The sequence below is a fragment of the Parabacteroides vesiculifaciens genome (assembly GCF_049860805.1).
Taxonomy (GTDB): Bacteria; Bacteroidota; Bacteroidia; order Bacteroidales; family Tannerellaceae; genus Parabacteroides.
On record NZ_CP187555.1, the window covers coordinates 562030 to 581749 of the forward strand.

A 19720-nucleotide genomic window follows, 5' to 3' on the forward strand; every position below is an offset into this window, starting at 1 on the left:
GATTTACGATTTATAATTTATGATTTATGTAGGTGACGTTTGTTTTGTAAAATCATAAATTCATAAATCATAAATTATAAATCATAAATTTGAAATCATGGAAGTTATCTACGAAGACAATCATATCATTGCGGTAAATAAGACTTGCCGGGAGATTGTACAAGGAGATAAAACCGGTGATACTCCTCTTTCGGACATGCTGAAGGTGTGGCTGAAAGAGAAGTATTGTAAACCCGGAAATGTCTTTGTCGGCGTCACGCATCGTCTGGACCGCCCGGTCAGCGGCGTTGTGCTGTTTGCCAAAACGAGTAAGGCGCTTGCCCGTCTGAACGAGATGTTCCGGGTAGGCGAGGTGAAGAAAACCTATTGGGCGATTGTGAAAAATTGTCCGCCGGCAGAAGAAGGTGAATTGGTGAACTGGCTGGTCCGCAACGAGAAGCAAAACAAGAGTTATGCTTACGACACGGAGCGTCCGGATGCCAAGAAAGCAATCCTGCATTATAAGGTGATTGCCCGCTCGGACAATTATTATTTACTGGCTATAGACCTGAAGACAGGCCGCCATCATCAAATCCGTTGCCAGCTTGCCAAGATGGGATGTCCTATCAAAGGCGACTTGAAATACGGTTTCCCCCGTTCCAATCCGGACGGTGGCATCAGTCTGCATTCCCGCAGTGCCGAATTCATCCATCCTGTATCGAAGCAACCGGTAAGCATTATCGCTCCTGTTCCGGGAGATTCGCTTTGGAAAGCGATGGAACAGTTGAGAGTTGAAAGGTGAAAGTATGATAACCTATTTGCCGTGGGTACAAAAGCAGAAAAACTGTCAAAACTGTCAAAACTTCGCCCCCCATATTTTGAAAAGTATATTATTGGAGTGTGTGTATTAATATTCTGATTATTAATGTGTTATTTGAATTTTATCTCATTTTTTTTGCCTCAAAACAACTATTTCTACGGACATTTTTCTGCTTAATGGTTGGTTCTTATCTCATTGCTATGCGTGAGGATGGAACGGGTTGAGGTATAATAAGGGAAATGTCCGTAGAACAATCCGTTTTATGTACCCAATGTTCTTTTTGTAGCTTGTTATTTTGTGTATAATGTGTTGTTATATAGTGATTTATTTGTTGTAACTCGTCTTTTTGAAGAAAATGTGATAATAAAATATGGGGGGCGAAGTTTTGACAGTTTTGACAGTTTTTTATTTTTTGAGTGGTTTTTAAGTAGAAGATTGCAGGCGGACAGGCGTCCGTTTGAGGTTCGACAGGCATCCGTTTCCGCATCGACAGGCATCCGTTTAGAGATGGATGCCCATGCAATTCGGCATCTCTCTTTTGGAAATATAGGGAAGTTTCGCATAATAGTTTTATCTTTGTATATAGTAGAAACAATAATGGTGAAATTCTTATGAAACCGACTCGTATTATCGAAATTTGTGCAAACTCCGCACAAAGCTGTGTGGAAGCAGAAGCCGGAGGAGCTAAACGTGTGGAACTTTGTGCCGGAATCCCGGAAGGAGGGACGACACCCAGCTACGGGGAGATCCGGACGGCACAGGCACTCACTTCGTCTATCGATATAAATGTGATTATCCGTCCGCGTGGAGGCGATTTCCTCTATACGCCGGCAGAGATTCAATCGATGTTGCTGGATATCGAACTGTGCAAGCAGTTGAAGGTGCACGGCGTAGTCTTTGGCTGCCTGACGAAAGACGGGGATATCGACGTCCCTTTGATGCGCCGGCTGATCGAGGCCGCCAAGCCGCTGTCCGTTACCTGCCACCGCGCCTTTGATGTCTGCCGCGATCCCTTTGCCGCTTTGGAGCAGTTGATCGAGTTGGGCTGCGACCGTATCCTGACTTCCGGCCAGCAGTCTGATGCTGTGAAAGGGATTCCTCTCATTGCCGAACTGGTGAAGCGTGCGGCAGGACGTATCATTGTCATGCCGGGTTGCGGAGTCCGGGAGAATAACATTGCCCGTATCGAAGAAGAGACCGGAGCGAAGGAGTTCCATACATCCGCCCGCAGCATCGTCTACAGCAAGATGGAATACCGGAACGAGAATGTCCCGATGGGCAGCAGTATCGTTTCCTCCGAGTTCGAAACGGTCGAGACGGATCGTAAGAAGGTGGCTGCCTATTTGTAAGGAATATATTTATAAGTACCTTTGTAAGGTAAAGGTGAAATAAAAGGATAAACAATAAAACGAAGGAACAATGGAAGAATCTAAAAAACTTTACCGTTCGAACAACGGGATGATTGCAGGTGTTTGTGGGGGAATCGCTAATTATTTCGGCTGGGACCCGACATTAGTGCGTATCGGATATATATTATTGAGTATCTTTACCGTATTTTCCGGGGTGATCGCTTACCTGATCCTCTGGATGGTTATACCTAAACAACCTATAAATAAAGAATGAATTTTGAATTATCTTCTCCATTCAGTCCGACGGGCGACCAGCCGGAAGCAATTGCGGCCCTGTCCGACGGTATAAAGAGTGGTGTGCCTTTCCAGACCTTGTTAGGGGTAACAGGGTCCGGAAAGACTTTCACTATCGCCAATGTGATCAAGGAAGTGCAAAAACCGACCTTGATACTGAGTCATAACAAAACCCTCGCTGCCCAGTTGTATAGCGAGTTCAAGGCATTCTTCCCGAACAATGCCGTCGAGTATTTCGTCTCGTATTACGATTACTACCAACCGGAAGCCTACCTGCCGACAACGGATACTTATATAGAAAAGGATCTGGCGATTAATGACGAGATCGATAAACTCCGCCTGCGTGCAACGGCTTCGTTGCTGTCGGGGCGGAAGGATGTCATTGTCGTTTCGTCTGTCTCCTGCCTCTATGGTATGGCGGACCCGACTGCTTTTGCCGAAAAGGTGGTGCATATGGAAAAGGGGATGCGGATAGACCGGGATAAACTGCTGCGCCGTTTCGTGGATGCCCTTTATGTCAATAATAAAATAGAGTTCAATCGTGGCTGCTTTCGCGTAAACGGCGATACGGTCGATATCTTTCCAGCTATCGAAACCTTTGACGGGGCAGCCTACCGCATCGAGTTCTGGGACGACGAGGTCGACCGTATTTCTTCGTTCGATCCGCAGACCGGACAGGAGATTGACGAGCAGGATGAACTGAACATCTATCCGACCAACCTCTTCGTGACTACGCAGGATCGTATCAATACCGCTATCGGGCAGATCGATGTCGACTTGGGGACGCAGGTGAATTTCTTGCGGGAGATCGGCAAGCCCTATGAGGCGAAACGCCTGTACGAACGTGTTACGTTCGACTTGGAAATGATCCGCGAACTGGGGCATTGTTCCGGCATCGAGAATTATTCACGCTATTTCGACGGTCGCCAGGCGGGTGAACGTCCTTTCTGCCTGCTCGATTATTTCCCGAAAGATTTTATGCTGGTGGTCGACGAGAGCCATGTGACGATCCCTCAGATACGGGCGATGTACGGAGGCGATTATTCCCGGAAAAAGAATCTGGTGGAATATGGTTTCCGTCTGCCGGCAGCGATGGATAACCGTCCGTTGACGTTCGACGAGTTCGAGTCGTTGACTCCGCTGGCGATTTACGTGAGTGCGACACCTGCCGATTACGAGTTGGAAAAGAGTGAAGGGATTGTGGTGGATCAGGTGATCCGTCCGACAGGCCTGCTCGACCCGGTTATCGAAGTGCGTCCGACACTGAACCAGATCGACGACCTGATGGAGGAGATCACACAACGTTCTGCCGTGGACGAGCGCATCTTGGTTACGACCTTGACGAAGCGCATGGCGGAAGAATTGACTACATACCTGACGCGCATGGGAATCCGTTGCAACTATATCCATAGCGATGTCGATACGCTCGAACGCATTCAGATCATGGACGATTTGCGGAAAGGACTCTTTGACGTGCTGATCGGCGTCAACCTGCTCCGTGAAGGCCTCGATTTGCCGGAAGTCTCTTTGGTCGCTATCTTAGATGCCGATAAGGAAGGTTTCCTGCGCTCGCACCGTTCTCTGACGCAGACGGCCGGACGTGCCGCCCGAAACGTAAACGGAAAGGTGATCTTCTATGCTGACAAGATAACGGACAGTATGCGTCTGACAATGGATGAAACGGCCCGCCGGCGTGAAAAACAGCTCGCCTATAACGAGGCGCATGGCATTACGCCTAAACAGGTCATCAAAAATAGTGTTTCCCTGATGGCGGAGAAACAACAACCTGCCATCGGCGAACCGTATGCTTATGTGGAACCGGAGCCCAGCTTAGTCGCAGATCCTGTGGTTCAGTATATGAATCGTAAGCAACTTGAAAAAGCGATCGAACGGACTAAGAAGCAGATGATGGAGGCGGCCAAGAAGTTAGACTTTATCGAAGCGGCACAGTTCCGCGACGAGCTGGTGAAGCTGGAAGATCTGTTAGTGACAAAACAGGATTGAAATCGAATCATGAGATGAAAAGGAAGCTGTTTTATTTGTTCTTTTTAGCCTTTCTTTCCTTGTCCGGCAAAGCACAAGGCGATAAGGAGATTTACGAGCGTTATTGTGCGGCCATGAAGGAGAAAGCGGATTTGCCGACGGGCGACCTGACGGTGGAAACCGCCCGTTTCTTCCTGGGAACTCCTTATGTGGCCGGGACCTTGGAGGAAGTGCCCGAAAAACTGGTGATCAACCTGCATGGTTTGGATTGCATGACTTTGGTCGAGAATACGGTTGCTTTGGCCCGCTCTGTCAAGCATTGTCCGGCATTTGACAGATATGTTTCTACCCTGAAAGAGTTGCGTTACCGGAATGCCGGCAAGATAACTCTCGATTATACCGATCGCCTCCATTATACCACCGATTGGATCTATGAAAACGAAAGGAGAGGTTACCTGAAGGATGTGACAAAAGAGATAGGAGGAAAGCCGTTTAATCTCGACTTGTCTTTTATGTCCACGCATCCCGATAGCTATAAGCAGTTGAAAGGCAATCCGGAGCGCATCGCTATAATGGCGGCGAAGGAAAAGGAAATCAGTGCCCGTCCGCATTATTATATTCCGCAGGATGAAATCGATACGCATACCGGTCAAATCAGGAATGGCGATATCGTCTGCTTTGTCACGACGGTGAAAGGACTGGATATCTCACACGTCGGCATTATCTGCCGGGAAGGTAATAAACTGACTTTTATCCATGCCTCGACCACTAAGAAGCAAGTGATCGTGAACGAAGAACCCTTGCAGGAGTATGTACAGGGTATCAAGCGCAACTGCGGTATTATGATTGTCCGTCCACAGTTCTGACGGCTACTGGAAGAGCTCGAACGCAAACTTGAACCCGATGCCGTCATACTTCCATTTGTCAAACCCGACGAAGGCGGCGACGTTGAAGATATGGTTACCGAAACCGTACCCGATTTCCGTGTAGCTGGGTTTGACCGGCATCCATAACTGGCTGAGGTAGAAACGTTCCGAAATGATGTGCTTGGTGGCTTCCGGCTTGAATAGCTGGAAGAGCATGAACGGGCTTTCGTACATGACATGTGCCTGGACATATTTGTCGGATGCATTGAACCATACACTTCTTAGCTGATGGAAGACACCTCCGAAATCGTCTCCTCCCCATGATTCGGGGAAGTTGTGCCGCGTGAAATACCGGTAGTCGGCAAAGTAGGTTGACTTCTGGGCCGTATAGAGTCCTCCGCTGATATGGTAATTGAAGCGGCGCGACAGGCCTAAGTAAATGCTTTGGTGGATATCGGCTTCCACACGTCCGTAATTACCGCTGCTGTTCCATATACCCGGTATGGCCTGCCCGAACTCGATGGAGACCGTCGGATAGTAGGAGTAGAGATATTCCTTGCGGTAACCGTCCATCCAGTAATACTGTCTGGGCGTGTAGGAAAAACCGATCGTAGGCATGAAATCGTGATAGTTTTCGTTGATGATCTCCGTGACGCCGTCTCCCGGATCGATAGCGCTTTTCCGGGTAGGCACGCGGCGGTGGTAGGAGATTCCGGTAGTCAGCTGGAAGCCGTTGAACAGTTCGATCTGGTTCTTGAGCTCGATGTAATAGTGCTTAAAGTATTCCAGGTCCAGGTTCTCGAAATTGAAAGCGGAATCTTTCAGTTGTTCGTTGATCTCGTTCATGATCTTGGAAGAATATCCCTGATTGGTGTTTCCGAGGCTGAGGCTTAGGGCGCCTCGTTTCTCCGGAAGATATTCCCAGTCTCCTCCGAACTTGAAAAACAACTCTTTCCGTTTGAATACAAAACCGATCTCAGGACGAAAACGCAACTGGCGGTCCTTCTTGAAGGTCTTGCTGAAACGTAGCTGTTGCCTGTAGGTAATACCGTTCCGCCCGGAATAGCCCAACTGGAAGGGGTTCAGTATGCCGGAGTATTTCAGACGGGTTGTTTTATAGTCGAGATTGATTGTGTTGGTCAGCCTTTCCGTTATTTTGAGGTATTTCCGGATGTTACTTGTGTCGTTGTCCTGAACGGTCCTGGCGATTGTCTTTTCGTATTTTTTTTCTTCTTCCTGAGTCAGCGGAACGTCCCGTTTTTTTCTCCAGTAGCTGCTGTCGCTGATGATCGGGATCGTATCGGATGATAACTGGTAATATCCGGTCAGGTCGAGTGACCGGTATTTTTTGCTCTCATAGTTTTCTTCCACCCATTCTACGGCATCGTATTTGAATGAAGTATGATAATAACTGGCGATGGCATTACCCAATACATGATACCGGAGAAACAGATCCGCTTTTTGCGGCAGGATGAAATGGCGGTAATCCCGTCCGAATGTCATGACTAAGTTAAATTCGGCAAAGGAGAAACGTCCGTTTACGTCGATCTTGTCGATGTGCCAGTCTTTATCCGTGATATACAGGTCGCCGCAAATGAGCTTCTGGCTCCATCGCTTGGGCATGAAACGTATCTTATAGATTTTCAGGTTATCGGCTATTTCGATACTTTCCAGGTTGAAGTTGTAGAATTTGAATGCTTCATGGGCAACCGGCATGATGATCCCTTCGTTGTAAATGGTCGGTGAGTAGACATTTAGGTTCAGGAATGTCAAGACCTCCTGCTGCTTTGCGCCGTTGGGGATGCTGTTCCCGTTTATCGCATCGAAGGTGTGCAGGTAGTTGTTGGGAGCGTTGAACTTGGAATGGCTGACCATCTCGAAGATCATATCTTTGTTCTTCCGGTCTACCGGGAATAGATGATGGGCAAAACGCATCAGGATATTTTGTTTGAGGATCTCGGTCTTTCCTTTGATATAGATTTCTGCCTCGTACCGGGAAACGACCGTCTTGTATTTGTCGGCCTGCTCGATTACCTTCTTCATAATAGAATCCCCTTGCTGTGACGATATCGTTTTAGGAGTCCGGCCCAGCAATAAAAGATTTCCATAACTACCGTCAGGGTTAGCTAAGGCATTTACTGCGATAAAAAGCAGAATGATTATATTAAAATACTTTTTCAACAAATTATCGTCCCTTTCTTTACAAACGTAACGAATAAAATTGAATTTCCTGGTGAAAGAAAGTAAAATGTTCGCATTTTATTAATTTATCGTATTAAACTTATTCAGCTTTTAAAAGAAAAGTATTATATTTGTGCTTCACAAGTATGTTATATAGCAGTCGTGGTTAAACAACAAAAAGAAGAGGTCGATCTATCGGCCAGTTTGGCAGAAGTGTGGAGAGTCCTGACCGAAAAAGAGCGGGATGTTCTCCGTAATAATTCGACGATCCAGCATTTCAAACGTAATGAGTTGATATATTGCGAGGGCGACGAACCGAGAGACATGATGTGCTTATTAAAAGGCAAGGTGAAAATCTTTAAGGAAGGTGTTGGTGGCCGAAGCCAGATCATCCGAATGATCAAGCCGGTGCAGTACTTTGGTTATCGGGCAAACTTTGCTCAGGAAAACTATCTGACGAATGCTTCTGCTTTTGAAGCTTCGACGGTATGCCTGATTCCGATGACTATCGTTACGGATCTTTTAATGGGCAATGCAAACCTTGCCATGTTTTTTATCCGCCAGCTTTCTCTCGATTTAGGAATTGCTGACGAGCGTACAGTCAACCTTACTCAGAAACATATTCGGGGTCGTTTGGCGGAATCCTTGTTATTCCTGAAAGACAGTTACGGTTTGGAGGAAGATGGGGCGACATTGAGTATCTATCTGTCCCGGGAAGATTTGGCTAATCTCTCGAATATGACAACGTCTAACGCAATCCGTACATTGTCTACATTTGTGGCTGAGCGTATCATCGCCATCGACGGTCGAAAGATCAAACTGATAGACGAGGACAAGCTCAGAAAAATAAGTAAGATGGGATAGCTGAATAAATTGAAAATAGAAAATGGATAATTGAAAAGTGGAAGACCGCTGAGGCTTCTGTTTTTCAGTTATCCATTTTTTGTATCGTAATTTTCAATTCTCAACTTTCCATATTCAATTTCCAACCGCTTCCCTTATCCGCACCAACTTTGCCAGCAGTCCTTCCAGCAAGTCGAGTTGCAGCATGTTAGCTCCGTCGGACTTGGCTTTGGAGGGTTCCGGATGGGTTTCGATGAACAAGCCGTCGGCTCCGACTGCAATGGCTGCTTTGGCTATCGTTTCGATCAGGGCGGGGAGGCCGCCTGTCACGCCTGAAGTCTGGTTGGGTTGTTGCAGGGAATGGGTTACGTCCATAATGACGGGATAACCGAACTGCTGCATTTGGGGAATGCCCCGGTAATCGACAACTAAGTCTGTATATCCGAATGTTGTGCCTCTTTCCGTAATCATAACGTTGTCATTTCCGGCATCGGCAACTTTCTGTACGGCAAACTGCATGGCTCCCGGCGAGAGGAACTGTCCTTTTTTGATGTTGACGATCTTTCCTGTCTTGGCTGCGGCGACCAACAGGTCTGTCTGCCGGCAGAGGAAAGCGGGGATTTGCAGGACGTCCACATACTCGGCGGCCATTGCGGCTTCAGTCGTTTCGTGAATATCGGTTACGGTCGGGATGCCGAATGTTTCGCCAACCTTGCGAAGTATTTTCAGGGCTTTTTCGTCGCCTATGCCTGTGAAGGAATCCAAGCGTGAACGGTTGGCTTTCCGGTATGATCCTTTGAATACATACGGGATATTTAATTTATTCGTAATGCCGACTACCTTCTCCGCAATACGCAATGCCATATCTTCCCCCTCTATCACGCATGGTCCCGCCATCAGAAAGAAGTTGTCTTTATCCTTTAAATCCTTAATTGTTACCATAATTGTTATATATTGTTTTGTTTCTAAATTTGCCAGAAATGAATCATAAATGATGATTTATGGGTATATTTAAGGTGTCGCCGTAGGGGCGGGTTCTAAACCCGCCCGATTGCAACATGTATATTTGTCGATATCGGGCAGGTTTAGAACCTGCCCCTACGGAACGACAATCATTTTGCATGACCATGTCATCCATGTTTCACACCCATGAATCATCATTTAATTGGCTCATTATTTCCTCCATTGGCACATTATCTCATTATTTCTTATAATTTCAATAACTCCAATGTCCTTTCTATCTTTTCTTCTGTCGGCCATGTCGCATCTATCCAATGGATGGTGCTTCCCCGGCGTTCCATGCCCCGGAACCAGGTCATTTGCCGTTTGGCAAACTGATGTATGGCGATCTCCAGTTGGGATACCATATCTTCATAAGACAGTTCGCCGATTATATATAAAGTAAGATATTTATACTCCAGCCCGTAGTAAATCAGGTCTTCCGGCTTTACTCCCGAATCGATGATCTTCCGCACTTCATCGACCATCCCTTCATCTAAGCGGGTACGCAGGCGGCGGGAAATCTTTTCGCGTCGTAGTTCCCGGTCTATGTCGATACCGATGATCAGGCTGTTGATTGGATCATACTCATTGGCATCCGGTGCTTCGTTTTTGTAATACTCTTCGATTTCGATTGCCCGGATAGCCCGTTGGGCTGTATCCACATCCGTCTTGTTATGCAGGACCTTGTAGCCGGCAAGTATCTGCTCCAGCTCCGGGAGCGTTTTATCTTTCAAAGACTCTCGCAACTCCGGGTTCTGGGGTACATCCAAGAGCTTATATCCTTTCAGTACGGCTTCTATGTACATCCCCGTACCGCCGCATAGAACCGGCAGTTTCCCTTTTTCCCGGATTGCTTCGTAAGCCCGGAAGAAATCATGCTGGTATTCGAATACGTTATATTTATATCCCGGATCGCAGATGTCGATCAGGTGGTAAGGGATCGCTTTTCCGTTTACCGTATAGTCGGCCAGGTCTTTCCCGGTCCCGATATCCATCGAACGGTAGATTTGTCTGGAATCGGCGCTGATGATCTCCGTGTCCAGCCGGGCGGCGAGTGCTGCGGCAAATGTCGTTTTGCCGGATGCTGTCGGCCCTAAAACAGTGATAAGTTGGTAGGCATCCATAGTGATACAAAGATATACAAAAAAAGCCGCAACCCGAAGGATGCGGCTTTCAAACTATATAATCTTAAATTGATTAGCAGTTTACAGATGCCATGTGAGCGATCAGGTCAAGAACCTTGTTAGAATAACCGATTTCGTTATCATACCAAGAAACAACCTTTACGAATGTATCTGTCAAAGCGATACCAGCTTTTGCATCGAAGATAGAAGTACGAGTGTCTCCTAAGAAGTCAGAAGAAACTACTGCATCTTCAGTGTAGCCCAGAACGCCTTTCAGTTCGCCTTCAGAAGCTTCCTTCATTGCAGCGCAGATTTCAGCGTAAGTAGCCGGTTTAGCCAAGTTAACTGTCAAGTCAACAACAGAAACGTCCAGAGTCGGAACACGCATAGACATACCAGTCAGTTTGCCGTTCAGTTCAGGAATAACTTTACCTACAGCCTTAGCAGCACCTGTAGAAGAAGGGATGATGTTGCCGGAAGCAGCACGGCCACCTCTCCAGTCCTTCATAGACGGACCGTCAACAGTCTTCTGAGTAGCGGTTGTAGAGTGAACAGTTGTCATCAAACCGTCTGTGATACCCCACTTGTCATTCAGAACCTTAGCGATAGGAGCCAAGCAGTTAGTAGTACAAGAAGCGTTAGAAACGAACTGAGTACCTTTAACGTATGATTTTTCGTTTACGCCACAAACGAACATAGGAGTATCGTCTTTTGAAGGAGCAGACATTACTACATATTTAGCACCGGCTTCGATATGAGCCTGAGCTTTTTCTTTTGTCAGGAACAGACCAGTTGATTCAACAACATATTCTGCACCGATTGCATCCCATTTCAAATCAGCAGGGTTTCTTTCTGCAGTTACGCGGATTTCCTTACCGTTTACGATCAGTTTGCTGTTTTCAACATCAGCTTCGATAGTTCCTTCGAACTGACCGTGCATTGTGTCGTATTTCAGCATGTATGCCAAGTAATCAACCGGGCAAAGGTCGTTAATACCTACGATCTGAATATCGCTTCTCTTCTGAGCAGCACGGAAAACGAAACGTCCGATACGGCCGAAACCGTTAATACCTACTTTAATCATTGTAATAAAACTTTTATGGGTTTATTAAAAATATTACTTATCTCCAATTTGACTTAACAGCTGCAAAGAAAATCGATTCGTCGCACCTTGTTTTTAACGACTGCAAATTTAGTCATTTTTTTTATTGTACAGGAATTAGAACGAGAAAAATATGCCCTCTAACATAAATTAATTGTTGAGGCTTATTTCTTTTTCTTAAAAAGTTTCTTAATTATCCACGTCTGGACTTTCTGGATGCCCCAGGCGGTCAGTAACGGGCGTGCGACCTCCCATGCGACGGGTAATAAACCTTGTGCTACAGAAAGATAATCGGCAAAGCCCAATGACATGGATGGAACTTCCGACGTCTGCGCCGGCTGGCTGGTTTCTGTCCCTTTAGATTTGGCTTTTGAGTTAGGAAATAAGAGTGCGGAGACACCTGAAAGTAACAAAGTGCCTGCATTCTCTTGTATGTAAGAGAAATCGGCATTTAATTTCTGCTCCTGTATCGTGCATTCCTGTTGGATGCGGCGACGGTCAGAAATCAGTTTCTCCAGTGGTGTCTGTTGCGGATTGTTCATTGTCTGTCGCGTTTGTTTTATCATCATTTGTTGTCAATGCGGAGATCACAACGTTTAAAACTTTATTGCTGATTCTGTCTTTGTTCATAATAATAATGCCGATCAGCAGCAGATAGAGTACGGCTACGACACCGAATCCCGAACCTGCCGAACCGAACAGATCCCCCAGGAAAAAACCTAAAGCGAGGAAAATGAACAGAATCGCGAAGAAAGCCAGAAATAATAAAATGACACCATACGAGAGAACGGCAATCACTTTTCCCGTCCTCTCATATGTGTTTAATTTTAGGAGTTCGAGCTTCAACTCCACGTAAGCCGAAAGATCTTTTTTCAGCTCCCGGAAGATTTCACCTGAGTCTTTCTCCATACAAAATTATTCAGCTACGATTTCTTCTGTAGTTTTTACAACTTCAGCTTTTCCTTCTTTGTATTTAGCAAGAGCTGAATTGAAGCCTTCTTTTACTTTACCAACTACACCATTCAATTCTTCCAGTAGTTGTTCTCTTTTATCTGTTGCTGCCAGATAACCAACTGCGGCGCCAACGGCTGCACCAACTACTAATCCCAGTAATAATTTAGAATCTACGTTTTTCATAACTCTTTCTTTTTATAATTATGTTGCTACTAAGATAACGAATATACTTGAATGATGGTTTATTTTGGTCTTAACTTTTAGGGTTAATTAATGTTATTGCTTTTGGACTTTCACTGCAACCCAATTATTCTTCTCTGTGTGCGACAACAATGCCAATCCGTTGCGTTTGCACTCTTCTTCAATGGCAGCAATGTCATCTACATAAAAGCCGCTCATATAGAGAAATGCCCCTGGTTTCATACATTCGTTGTAATGGCGGATGTCATTGAGCAGGATATTCCGGTTGATATTGGCGAATACGATATCGAACTTTCCGAACGCCGGAATCTGTTCGGCTCCCCCGAGGGCGACCTGGATATCGTTCGTATTGTTAAGCCGGATATTCTCGAGCGCATTGTTGTAAGCCCATTCGTCGATGTCGATCGCTACGACACGACCGGCTCCTTTCATGCGGGCAAGTATGGCCAGCACGGCTGTTCCGCACCCCATGTCGAGCAACTCTTTGCCGGTCAGGTCCAGTTTGAGCATTTCGCTGATCATCAGGAAGGTCGTCTCATGGTTGCCGGTCCCGAATGCCATCTTCGGATCGATGATGATGTTATAGGTGTAGCCCGGTTCGTATTCGTGGAAAGAGGCGCGGATGACGCAATCCTTGCCGATACGGATCGGCTTGAAGTAGTTCTTTTCCCATTCTTCGTTCCAGTCCTTGCTCTCCACAAGTGATTCGGTAAAATGGATTTCCACGTTTTCCAACGGAAACACGGCAAGTTTGTCCTGCAACCCCTTTACATTATATAATTGGTCGGAAATATACCCCTGCAACCCGTTTTCGTTTTCGGTAAAACTTTCAAAACCGATTTCTCCCAGCTCGGCTGCCAGCACATCGTTGATGATGAAGGTCTCGATCGGAGAGGTGTACGTGAACGTAAGCTCGTAATAATTCATGTTGATTCCTTTTTAATTGGTTCTACAGGCAAAAGTACTTAATTTGTATCAGGAATGCAACCCGATGTTTTTCCTGTTTTCATTAAGTGTAATTTGTTTCCGGCGTCGCCGTGCATATATTCGGCATCGTCGTGTATATTCTTGACGTCGTCGAATATGTACACGACAACGTCGAAAACAAATTACACTTGCATCTTTTTGCCGCCGGATAGGCATTAGATATGAATTTCCCTTTGACCGGTCCGGCAAGCGGTTACTATCGGATTCCTGTTTCCTTTTTATCAAAATCATAAGATATAAAATCATTTTTAGGCATGGAATTAAGCATAAAACGATTTCCTTTGACAACAAGAGTCATGCTATTAACAGATTAAATCGCAACGATATGAAAAAGACAGCTCTATTGCTTTTGATCGCTTTGGTATTGGGATGGACGGGATGCTCGTCCGACCCGACTGTCGAAGTGAAGAATCTCCGGTTGGAAATGAAAGAAAATCCATTGGGAATTAATGTGGCGCAACCCCGTTTCTCCTGGCAGATCGCTTCGGGCAAGCCGGACCTGAAACAGACTGCTTACCAGATACAGGTGGCAGCTTCTCCCGGGCAATTGGAATCCGGTGACGGGCTTTTGTGGGATTCGGGTGTGGTACGTTCGGATGAATCGGTACTGATCCCATATGCAGGAAAGGCATTGGAATCGGGAAAGCCTTACTACTGGCGCGTGAAGTTGGCAACCAATCAGGGAGATACACCCTGGAGCGATGCCGGCAGCTGGTCGATGGCTCTGCTCGATGATTCGGAGTGGAAAGCGACCTGGATCGGTGAAGATTCACTTTCCAATCCGGGAGAGGAGATAGGTGTGGCCGGTGGAAACAATAAAACACGCTTGGCGGCACGCTATCTGCGGAAAGAGTTTACGGCGGATAAGGCGGTGAAAAGAGCTGTCCTGTATATTTCCGGTCTCGGCTCGTATGAAGCTTGGCTGAACGGAAAGAAGGTGAGCGAAGATGTTTTTGCCCCGATGCCATCCTTGTATTATAAACGTATATATTATAATGTATATGATGTGACGGATTTGCTGGCTCCTGATAAGAACACGTTGGGTGTGATTCTGGGGAACGGCCGCTTCTTCTCTATGCGCAATCCGGGGATGAAAACGTTCGGCCTGCCCCGTTTGCTCGCACAGCTTCAGATCGAATATGCCGACGGATCGCAGGCGGCAGTTGTCAGCGATGCTTCCTGGAAGATCACCTCGAAAGGCCCGATCGTTGCGAACAACGAGTTTGACGGCGAAGAGTATGACGCACGCCTCGAGATGGATGGCTGGAACGAGAATGGCTTTGACGACGGCGCCTGGAAAGTTCCCGACGTGATGGAAACCCCGGCGGGCAAGCTGACCGCACAGCAGAATCCGAATATCCGCGTGCAGGAAACCTTGAAACCGGTTGCCATCTTTGAACGCCCCGACGGAAAGTATATCCTGGACATGGGGCAGAACATGGTCGGCTGGTTGTCCGTTGACCTGAAAGGGAAGAAGGATAAGCCGGTATCGATGAAGTTCGCCGAAATGTTGCAGAAAGACGGTTCGCTTTATCTGGCAAACTTGCGCAAAGCAATGGTGACCGATATCTATACGCCGGCTAAAGATGGCGGTTTCAGCTGGCAGCCCCGTTTCGTCTATCATGGTTTCCGTTTCGTCGAAGTTTCGGGACTCGACTATAAGCCGGAACTGTCTGCCTTCACCGGACATGTCATTTATGACCGGATGGAGACAACCGGACGTTTTGAGACATCCAACCCGTTAGTCAACCAGATCCATAAGAACTCATATTGGGGAATCCGTAGCAATTACCGCGGAATGCCGACCGACTGTCCGCAGCGCGACGAACGTCTCGGCTGGTTGGGCGACCGTGCGACGGGTGCTTACGGCGAAGCTTTTATCTTCAACAATGCGCAGTTGTATAATAAATGGTTGCAGGATATTGAAGATTCCATGAGCCCGGAAGGAAGCATTTCGGATGTCTCTCCGAATTACTGGACGATCTATGCCGATGATGTGACCTGGCCGTCCGCCTTCTTCTATGTGGCCGATATGTTGTACCGGCAGTTTGGCGACGACAGCGCGATCCGTGCCCACTATCCGGCCATGAAACGCTGGATGGAGCATATGGAAGAGGTGACCATGAAAGATTACATTATGACAAAAGACCAGTATGGCGACTGGTGCATGCCTCCCGAATCGCAGGAACTGATCCACTCCAAAGATCCTTCGCGCAAGACGGATGGCGCCATCCTCAGCACGACTGTCTATTACGACCTGCTGAATAAGATGGCCGGCTTTGCCCGTATCTGCGGACAGGAAGCCGACATCCCCGGCTACGAATCGCTGGCCGCCAAAATGAAGGCCGCTTATAATGCCAGATTCTTTAATAAGGAAACAGCAGAGTATGGCAATAATACCGTTACGGCGAACATTCTGTCCCTGCGCCTCGGACTTGTGCCGGCAGGAAAGGAAGGGAAAGTGTTTGAAAATATCGTGAAGAAGACCGAAGGAGACTTTAACGGGCATGTAAGCACCGGCGTTCTCGGAATCCAGCACCTGATGCGCGGACTGACCGAATACGGACGTGTCGATATGGCCTATAAGATCCTGACGAACGAGACCTATCCGAGTTGGGGCTATATGATCAAGAACGGAGCGACAACCATCTGGGAACTTTGGAACGGCGATACGGCGGATCCCGCCATGAACTCCGCCAACCACGTGATGCTGCTCGGCGACCTGCTGATCTGGTACTACGAAGACCTGGCCGGTATCAAATGCGCCCCCGATGCAACCGGTTTCAAGAAATTAGTGATGGAACCCGTCTTCCCCGCCGGCCTGGACGAAGTTTCCGCTTCTTATCAGTCTGTCTACGGCGAGATCAAGAGTGCATGGACGAAGAAGGACGGCAACTTTAGCTGGGATATCACGTTGCCGGGCAATACGTCGGCAATCGTCCGGATACCGAAAGAATATAATGTAACGGTCGGCAACCTGCCGGGCGTACGCAAAGTTTCGGCGACGGAAAAGTATATGGAAGTCGAGATCGGTTCGGGAAGCTATCATTTTGGAAAATAGTTTCAAAAAGATTTGGATGATACATCGAGAAACCGTAATTTTGCGCTCTGAATTCCTCAGGAGGTAAACAAGTGATGCTTAGAAGCGTATCCACCCCCGGGACATAACCTGTTTAAATATAAAAAAGACAGATGTACGTAATCGTAGAAATCAACGGACAGCAGTTCAAGGCTGAAGAAGGTAAAAAGTTGTTCGTTCATCACATTCAGAACGCAGAAAGCGGTGCTGTTGTGGAATTTGAAAAAGTATTGTTGGTTGACAACAATGGCGAAGTTAAAGTAGGTGTTCCTACCGTAGAAGGCGCAAAGGTAGTATGCGAAGTACTGTCTCCGCTGGTAAAAGGTGAAAAGGTGCTGATCTTCCACAAGAAGAGAAGAAAAGGGTATCGTAAATTGAACGGTCACCGTCAGCAGTTCACTGAAGTGAGTGTAAAAGAAATTGTTGCTTAACGTTTAAAGGAGAAAAGAAGAAATGGCACATAAGAAAGGTGTGGGTAGTTCTAAGAACGGCCGTGAATCACAAAGTAAGAGATTAGGTGTTAAGCTTTTCGGTGGCGAAGTTGCTAAAGCTGGTAACATTTTAGTTCGTCAGAGAGGAACAGTTCATCATCCGGGTGAAAACGTAGGTATCGGTAAAGACCATACGTTGTATGCATTGGTTGATGGCGTGGTTACTTTCCGCAGAGGTAAAGAAAACCGTTCTTTCGTTTCTGTAAAAGAAGTGGTAGCAGAAGCATAAGTACCGGTTTACATAGAATAAGAAAAAAGGATATTCGCTTGGCGGATATCCTTTTTTTGTCTTTTTTTGATGATCTTGTAGGAACGAAGAGAGGTGGAAACACACAGTAACGGGAAAGTGGCTTTCCATAAACTGTTTTTTTGCTATATGTATCGAAACTATCGAGTAGTTTCTTATCTTTGTCAACACCATGACTCGTAGAAATTTTATCATATCTTATATCGGAATCCTGCTTTTTATGCTGGCGCTTACATCCTGTGGCAGTAAAAAGCAACGTGTAGCCTTGCCTTCGGACTTCAAGGGACCGAAAGAACTTTCCCGTCTCTATGGTGTCCGCCTGACTCCGGATGATAACATATTTCTGTACAATGAAGGGGTTAAATGGCTTGGCGTTCCTCACCGGATGGGGGGGCTGACGAAGAAGGGGGTAGACTGCTCCGGTTTTGTGGCGATCGTATTTCGTGAAGTATATGGAAAGCAGTTGGCACGTTCGTCGGCCGATATGCTGAAGCACAACTGCAAGAAAGTCAGCCGTGCCAACCTGAAGGAAGGCGACCTGGTGTTTTTCCGCACGGGGAAGGGGAAGAAGAAAGTGCCCAACCATGTCGGGATCTATCTGAAAAACGGAAAATTCATTCATACCAGTACTTCGAGCGGCGTGATCGTCAGCAGCCTGAGTGAACCCTATTATGTCCGGTCATGGCTTACAGGCGGACGGGTGAAGAATTTGTGATTTATGAATTATGATTTATGATTTATGCGTCGATGATAAATCATAAATCTTGCTTATCTTTGCAACTCAAATAAAAAACATCATTAAAGTATGTTGACGCTTAAAATAATTACGGAAGAAACAGACCGGGTGATTCGTGGTCTGGAAAAGAAACACTTTAAAGGTGCGCAGGAAAGCATCGCAAAAGTGATCGAACTGAATGATAAAAGACGTAGTGCGCAAAATCAATTAGATAAAAACCTGGCAGAGGTAAACCAGGCTTCGAAAGCCATCGGTATGCTGATGAAAGAAGGTAAAAAAGAGGAGGCTGAAACTGCCAAACAACGTGTTGCCGAGATCAAGGAAGCTAATAAAACTATCCAGGCAGAAATGGATCAGGCAACCGAAGATATGCAGAACTTGCTCTACACAATCCCGAACGTGCCTTATGATGAGGTTCCCGAAGGTGTCGGAGCAGACGATAATAAGGTGGAAAAGATGGGCGGTATGGAAACAGAACTGCCGAAAGACGCACTGCCTCACTGGGAATTGGCTAAGAAATACGACCTGATCGATTTCGACTTGGGCGTGAAGATCACAGGTGCCGGTTTTCCGGTTTACAAAGGACAGGGTGCTCAGTTGCAACGTGCGCTGATCAACTTCTTCCTGGACGAAGCCCGCAAATCCGGTTATATGGAAATCATGCCGCCGACGGTCGTGAATGCAGCCTCCGGTTATGGTACGGGACAGTTGCCCGATAAGGAAGGACAGATGTATCATTGTGAAGTGGATGATCTCTATCTGATCCCGACAGCCGAGGTTCCGGTTACTAATATTTATCGTGATGTTATCCTCGACGAGAAGCAGTTGCCGATCAAGAATTGTGCCTATACGCAGTGTTTCCGTCGCGAAGCCGGCTCTTATGGAAAAGACGTGCGCGGACTGAACCGCCTGCATGAGTTTTCTAAAGTTGAATTGGTTCGTATCGACAAGCCGGAACACTCCAAACAGTCTCATCAGGAAATGTTGGATCACGTGGAAGGTCTGCTTCAAAAGCTGGAACTTCCGTACCGTATTCTTCGTCTTTGCGGTGGCGATATGAGTTTCACGGCCGCTCTTTGCTTCGACTTCGAAGTCTATTCGGAAGCCCAAAAACGTTGGTTGGAAGTAAGTTCGGTTTCAAACTTCGATAATTACCAGGCAAACCGCCTGAAATGCCGTTATCGTGACGAAAACAAAAAGACACAGCTTTGCCATACGTTGAACGGAAGCGCGTTGGCTTTGCCGCGTATCGTAGCAGCCCTGCTCGAAAATAATCAGACTCCCGAAGGCATCCGCATTCCGAAGGCATTGGTTCCGTATACGGGATTTGATATGATTAAGTAAATATGATATCATAATCTGAGGGCGGATGAATAAACCGCTCCGATGGAAACGGGATAAAAGTAAAAAATACTTTTATCCCGTTTTTCTTTTGGCTAATTCCTATTGCTATCTAATCGGATTTATATAAGTTTGTGGCTT

General features: G+C 46.7%; 19 protein-coding genes. 11 read left to right on the forward strand and 8 right to left on the reverse strand.

What is annotated here, in order from left to right; genetic code table 11:
* Positions 1-97: 97 nt before the first annotated feature.
* The 5 genes from ACPYIV_RS02255 (at position 98) to ACPYIV_RS02275 (ending at position 5291) form a co-directional block, all read left to right on the forward strand.
* A complete protein-coding gene (locus ACPYIV_RS02255) occupies positions 98-781 on the forward strand; it encodes an RluA family pseudouridine synthase (protein WP_301704698.1) in 684 nt (227 codons plus the stop codon).
* A 629-nt stretch (positions 782-1410) separates the two neighbouring features.
* A complete protein-coding gene (locus ACPYIV_RS02260; RefSeq protein WP_293733412.1) occupies positions 1411-2148 on the forward strand; it encodes a copper homeostasis protein CutC in 738 nt (245 codons plus the stop codon).
* A 70-nt stretch (positions 2149-2218) separates the two neighbouring features.
* Positions 2219-2422, forward strand: coding sequence for a PspC domain-containing protein (locus ACPYIV_RS02265; protein ID WP_293733413.1), 204 nt, complete (start codon positions 2219-2221; stop codon positions 2420-2422).
* A complete protein-coding gene (gene uvrB / locus ACPYIV_RS02270; RefSeq protein WP_293733414.1) occupies positions 2419-4446 on the forward strand; it encodes an excinuclease ABC subunit UvrB in 2028 nt (675 codons plus the stop codon). The genes ACPYIV_RS02265 and uvrB overlap by 4 nt, the downstream gene beginning before the upstream one ends.
* A 14-nt stretch (positions 4447-4460) precedes the next feature.
* Positions 4461-5291 carry an N-acetylmuramoyl-L-alanine amidase-like domain-containing protein gene (locus ACPYIV_RS02275; RefSeq protein ID WP_425885322.1) on the forward strand — a complete coding sequence of 277 codons (831 nt, stop codon included), beginning with the start codon at positions 4461-4463 and terminating at the stop codon, positions 5289-5291.
* Between the two features lie 3 nt (positions 5292-5294).
* Here the strand turns inward: ACPYIV_RS02275 and ACPYIV_RS02280 are convergent, their stop codons facing one another.
* The gene (locus ACPYIV_RS02280; RefSeq protein WP_425885324.1) at positions 5295-7475 is read right to left on the reverse strand and encodes a DUF5686 family protein; all 2181 of its coding nucleotides are present in this window, start codon (positions 7473-7475) and stop codon (positions 5295-5297) included.
* A gap of 159 nt (positions 7476-7634) precedes the next feature.
* On the opposite strand from ACPYIV_RS02280, the gene ACPYIV_RS02285 reads away from it, so the two are divergent.
* A complete protein-coding gene (locus ACPYIV_RS02285; RefSeq protein WP_115499112.1) occupies positions 7635-8336 on the forward strand; it encodes a Crp/Fnr family transcriptional regulator in 702 nt (233 codons plus the stop codon).
* A 114-nt stretch (positions 8337-8450) separates the two neighbouring features.
* Here the strand turns inward: ACPYIV_RS02285 and kdsA are convergent, their stop codons facing one another.
* From kdsA to prmA, 7 genes are all read right to left on the reverse strand, one after another.
* Positions 8451-9257: a 3-deoxy-8-phosphooctulonate synthase gene (kdsA, locus tag ACPYIV_RS02290; RefSeq protein WP_293739999.1), complete on the reverse strand. Its 807-nt coding sequence runs from the start codon at positions 9255-9257 to the stop codon at positions 8451-8453.
* A gap of 266 nt (positions 9258-9523) precedes the next feature.
* Positions 9524-10441 carry a tRNA (adenosine(37)-N6)-dimethylallyltransferase MiaA gene (gene miaA, locus ACPYIV_RS02295; RefSeq protein WP_425885327.1) on the reverse strand — a complete coding sequence of 306 codons (918 nt, stop codon included), beginning with the start codon at positions 10439-10441 and terminating at the stop codon, positions 9524-9526.
* A 73-nt stretch (positions 10442-10514) separates the two neighbouring features.
* The gene (gene gap / locus ACPYIV_RS02300; RefSeq protein ID WP_293732870.1) at positions 10515-11525 is read right to left on the reverse strand and encodes a type I glyceraldehyde-3-phosphate dehydrogenase; all 1011 of its coding nucleotides are present in this window, start codon (positions 11523-11525) and stop codon (positions 10515-10517) included.
* 182 nt (positions 11526-11707) lie between these two features.
* Entirely contained in the window at positions 11708-12085 is a 378-nt protein-coding gene (locus ACPYIV_RS02305) for a hypothetical protein (protein ID WP_293732871.1), read from the reverse strand.
* Entirely contained in the window at positions 12042-12452 is a 411-nt protein-coding gene (locus ACPYIV_RS02310) for a phage holin family protein (protein WP_008150522.1), read from the reverse strand. Before ACPYIV_RS02310 ends, ACPYIV_RS02305 begins: the two co-directional genes overlap by 44 nt.
* Positions 12453-12458: 6 nt before the next feature.
* Complete coding sequence (locus tag ACPYIV_RS02315; protein ID WP_293732872.1) at positions 12459-12680, reverse strand: YtxH domain-containing protein; 222 nt, start codon at positions 12678-12680, stop codon at positions 12459-12461.
* 93 nt (positions 12681-12773) lie between these two features.
* Complete coding sequence (gene prmA, locus ACPYIV_RS02320) at positions 12774-13625, reverse strand: 50S ribosomal protein L11 methyltransferase (protein WP_425885330.1); 852 nt, start codon at positions 13623-13625, stop codon at positions 12774-12776.
* Positions 13626-14010: 385 nt separating this feature from the next.
* Here prmA and ACPYIV_RS02325 point away from each other — a divergent pair, with 385 nt between their 5' ends.
* The 5 genes from ACPYIV_RS02325 (at position 14011) to serS (ending at position 19582) form a co-directional block, all read left to right on the forward strand.
* Positions 14011-16746, forward strand: coding sequence for an alpha-L-rhamnosidase (locus tag ACPYIV_RS02325; RefSeq protein WP_293732874.1), 2736 nt, complete (start codon positions 14011-14013; stop codon positions 16744-16746).
* A gap of 131 nt (positions 16747-16877) precedes the next feature.
* The gene (gene rplU / locus ACPYIV_RS02330; protein ID WP_075965130.1) at positions 16878-17195 is read left to right on the forward strand and encodes a 50S ribosomal protein L21; all 318 of its coding nucleotides are present in this window, start codon (positions 16878-16880) and stop codon (positions 17193-17195) included.
* Between the two features lie 22 nt (positions 17196-17217).
* Positions 17218-17484, forward strand: coding sequence for a 50S ribosomal protein L27 (rpmA, locus tag ACPYIV_RS02335; RefSeq protein WP_293732875.1), 267 nt, complete (start codon positions 17218-17220; stop codon positions 17482-17484).
* A gap of 190 nt (positions 17485-17674) precedes the next feature.
* Positions 17675-18217, forward strand: coding sequence for a C40 family peptidase (locus ACPYIV_RS02340; protein WP_425885333.1), 543 nt, complete (start codon positions 17675-17677; stop codon positions 18215-18217).
* 90 nt (positions 18218-18307) lie between these two features.
* Positions 18308-19582, forward strand: coding sequence for a serine--tRNA ligase (gene serS, locus ACPYIV_RS02345; protein WP_293732877.1), 1275 nt, complete (start codon positions 18308-18310; stop codon positions 19580-19582).
* Positions 19583-19720 lie beyond the last annotated feature (138 nt).

Coding starts and splice junctions, on each gene's coding strand:
- ACPYIV_RS02255 (WP_301704698.1), top strand. CDS start 98: ATGGAAGTTATCTACGAAGACAATCATATCATTGCGGTAAATAAGACT.
- ACPYIV_RS02260 (WP_293733412.1), top strand. CDS start 1,411: ATGAAACCGACTCGTATTATCGAAATTTGTGCAAACTCCGCACAAAGC.
- ACPYIV_RS02265 (WP_293733413.1), top strand. CDS start 2,219: ATGGAAGAATCTAAAAAACTTTACCGTTCGAACAACGGGATGATTGCA.
- uvrB (WP_293733414.1), top strand. CDS start 2,419: ATGAATTTTGAATTATCTTCTCCATTCAGTCCGACGGGCGACCAGCCG.
- ACPYIV_RS02275 (WP_425885322.1), top strand. CDS start 4,461: ATGAAAAGGAAGCTGTTTTATTTGTTCTTTTTAGCCTTTCTTTCCTTG.
- kdsA (WP_293739999.1), bottom strand. CDS start 9,257: ATGGTAACAATTAAGGATTTAAAGGATAAAGACAACTTCTTTCTGATG.
- miaA (WP_425885327.1), bottom strand. CDS start 10,441: ATGGATGCCTACCAACTTATCACTGTTTTAGGGCCGACAGCATCCGGC.
- gap (WP_293732870.1), bottom strand. CDS start 11,525: ATGATTAAAGTAGGTATTAACGGTTTCGGCCGTATCGGACGTTTCGTT.
- ACPYIV_RS02305 (WP_293732871.1), bottom strand. CDS start 12,085: ATGAACAATCCGCAACAGACACCACTGGAGAAACTGATTTCTGACCGT.
- ACPYIV_RS02310 (WP_008150522.1), bottom strand. CDS start 12,452: ATGGAGAAAGACTCAGGTGAAATCTTCCGGGAGCTGAAAAAAGATCTT.
- ACPYIV_RS02315 (WP_293732872.1), bottom strand. CDS start 12,680: ATGAAAAACGTAGATTCTAAATTATTACTGGGATTAGTAGTTGGTGCA.
- prmA (WP_425885330.1), bottom strand. CDS start 13,625: ATGAATTATTACGAGCTTACGTTCACGTACACCTCTCCGATCGAGACC.
- ACPYIV_RS02325 (WP_293732874.1), top strand. CDS start 14,011: ATGAAAAAGACAGCTCTATTGCTTTTGATCGCTTTGGTATTGGGATGG.
- rplU (WP_075965130.1), top strand. CDS start 16,878: ATGTACGTAATCGTAGAAATCAACGGACAGCAGTTCAAGGCTGAAGAA.
- rpmA (WP_293732875.1), top strand. CDS start 17,218: ATGGCACATAAGAAAGGTGTGGGTAGTTCTAAGAACGGCCGTGAATCA.
- ACPYIV_RS02340 (WP_425885333.1), top strand. CDS start 17,675: ATGACTCGTAGAAATTTTATCATATCTTATATCGGAATCCTGCTTTTT.
- serS (WP_293732877.1), top strand. CDS start 18,308: ATGTTGACGCTTAAAATAATTACGGAAGAAACAGACCGGGTGATTCGT.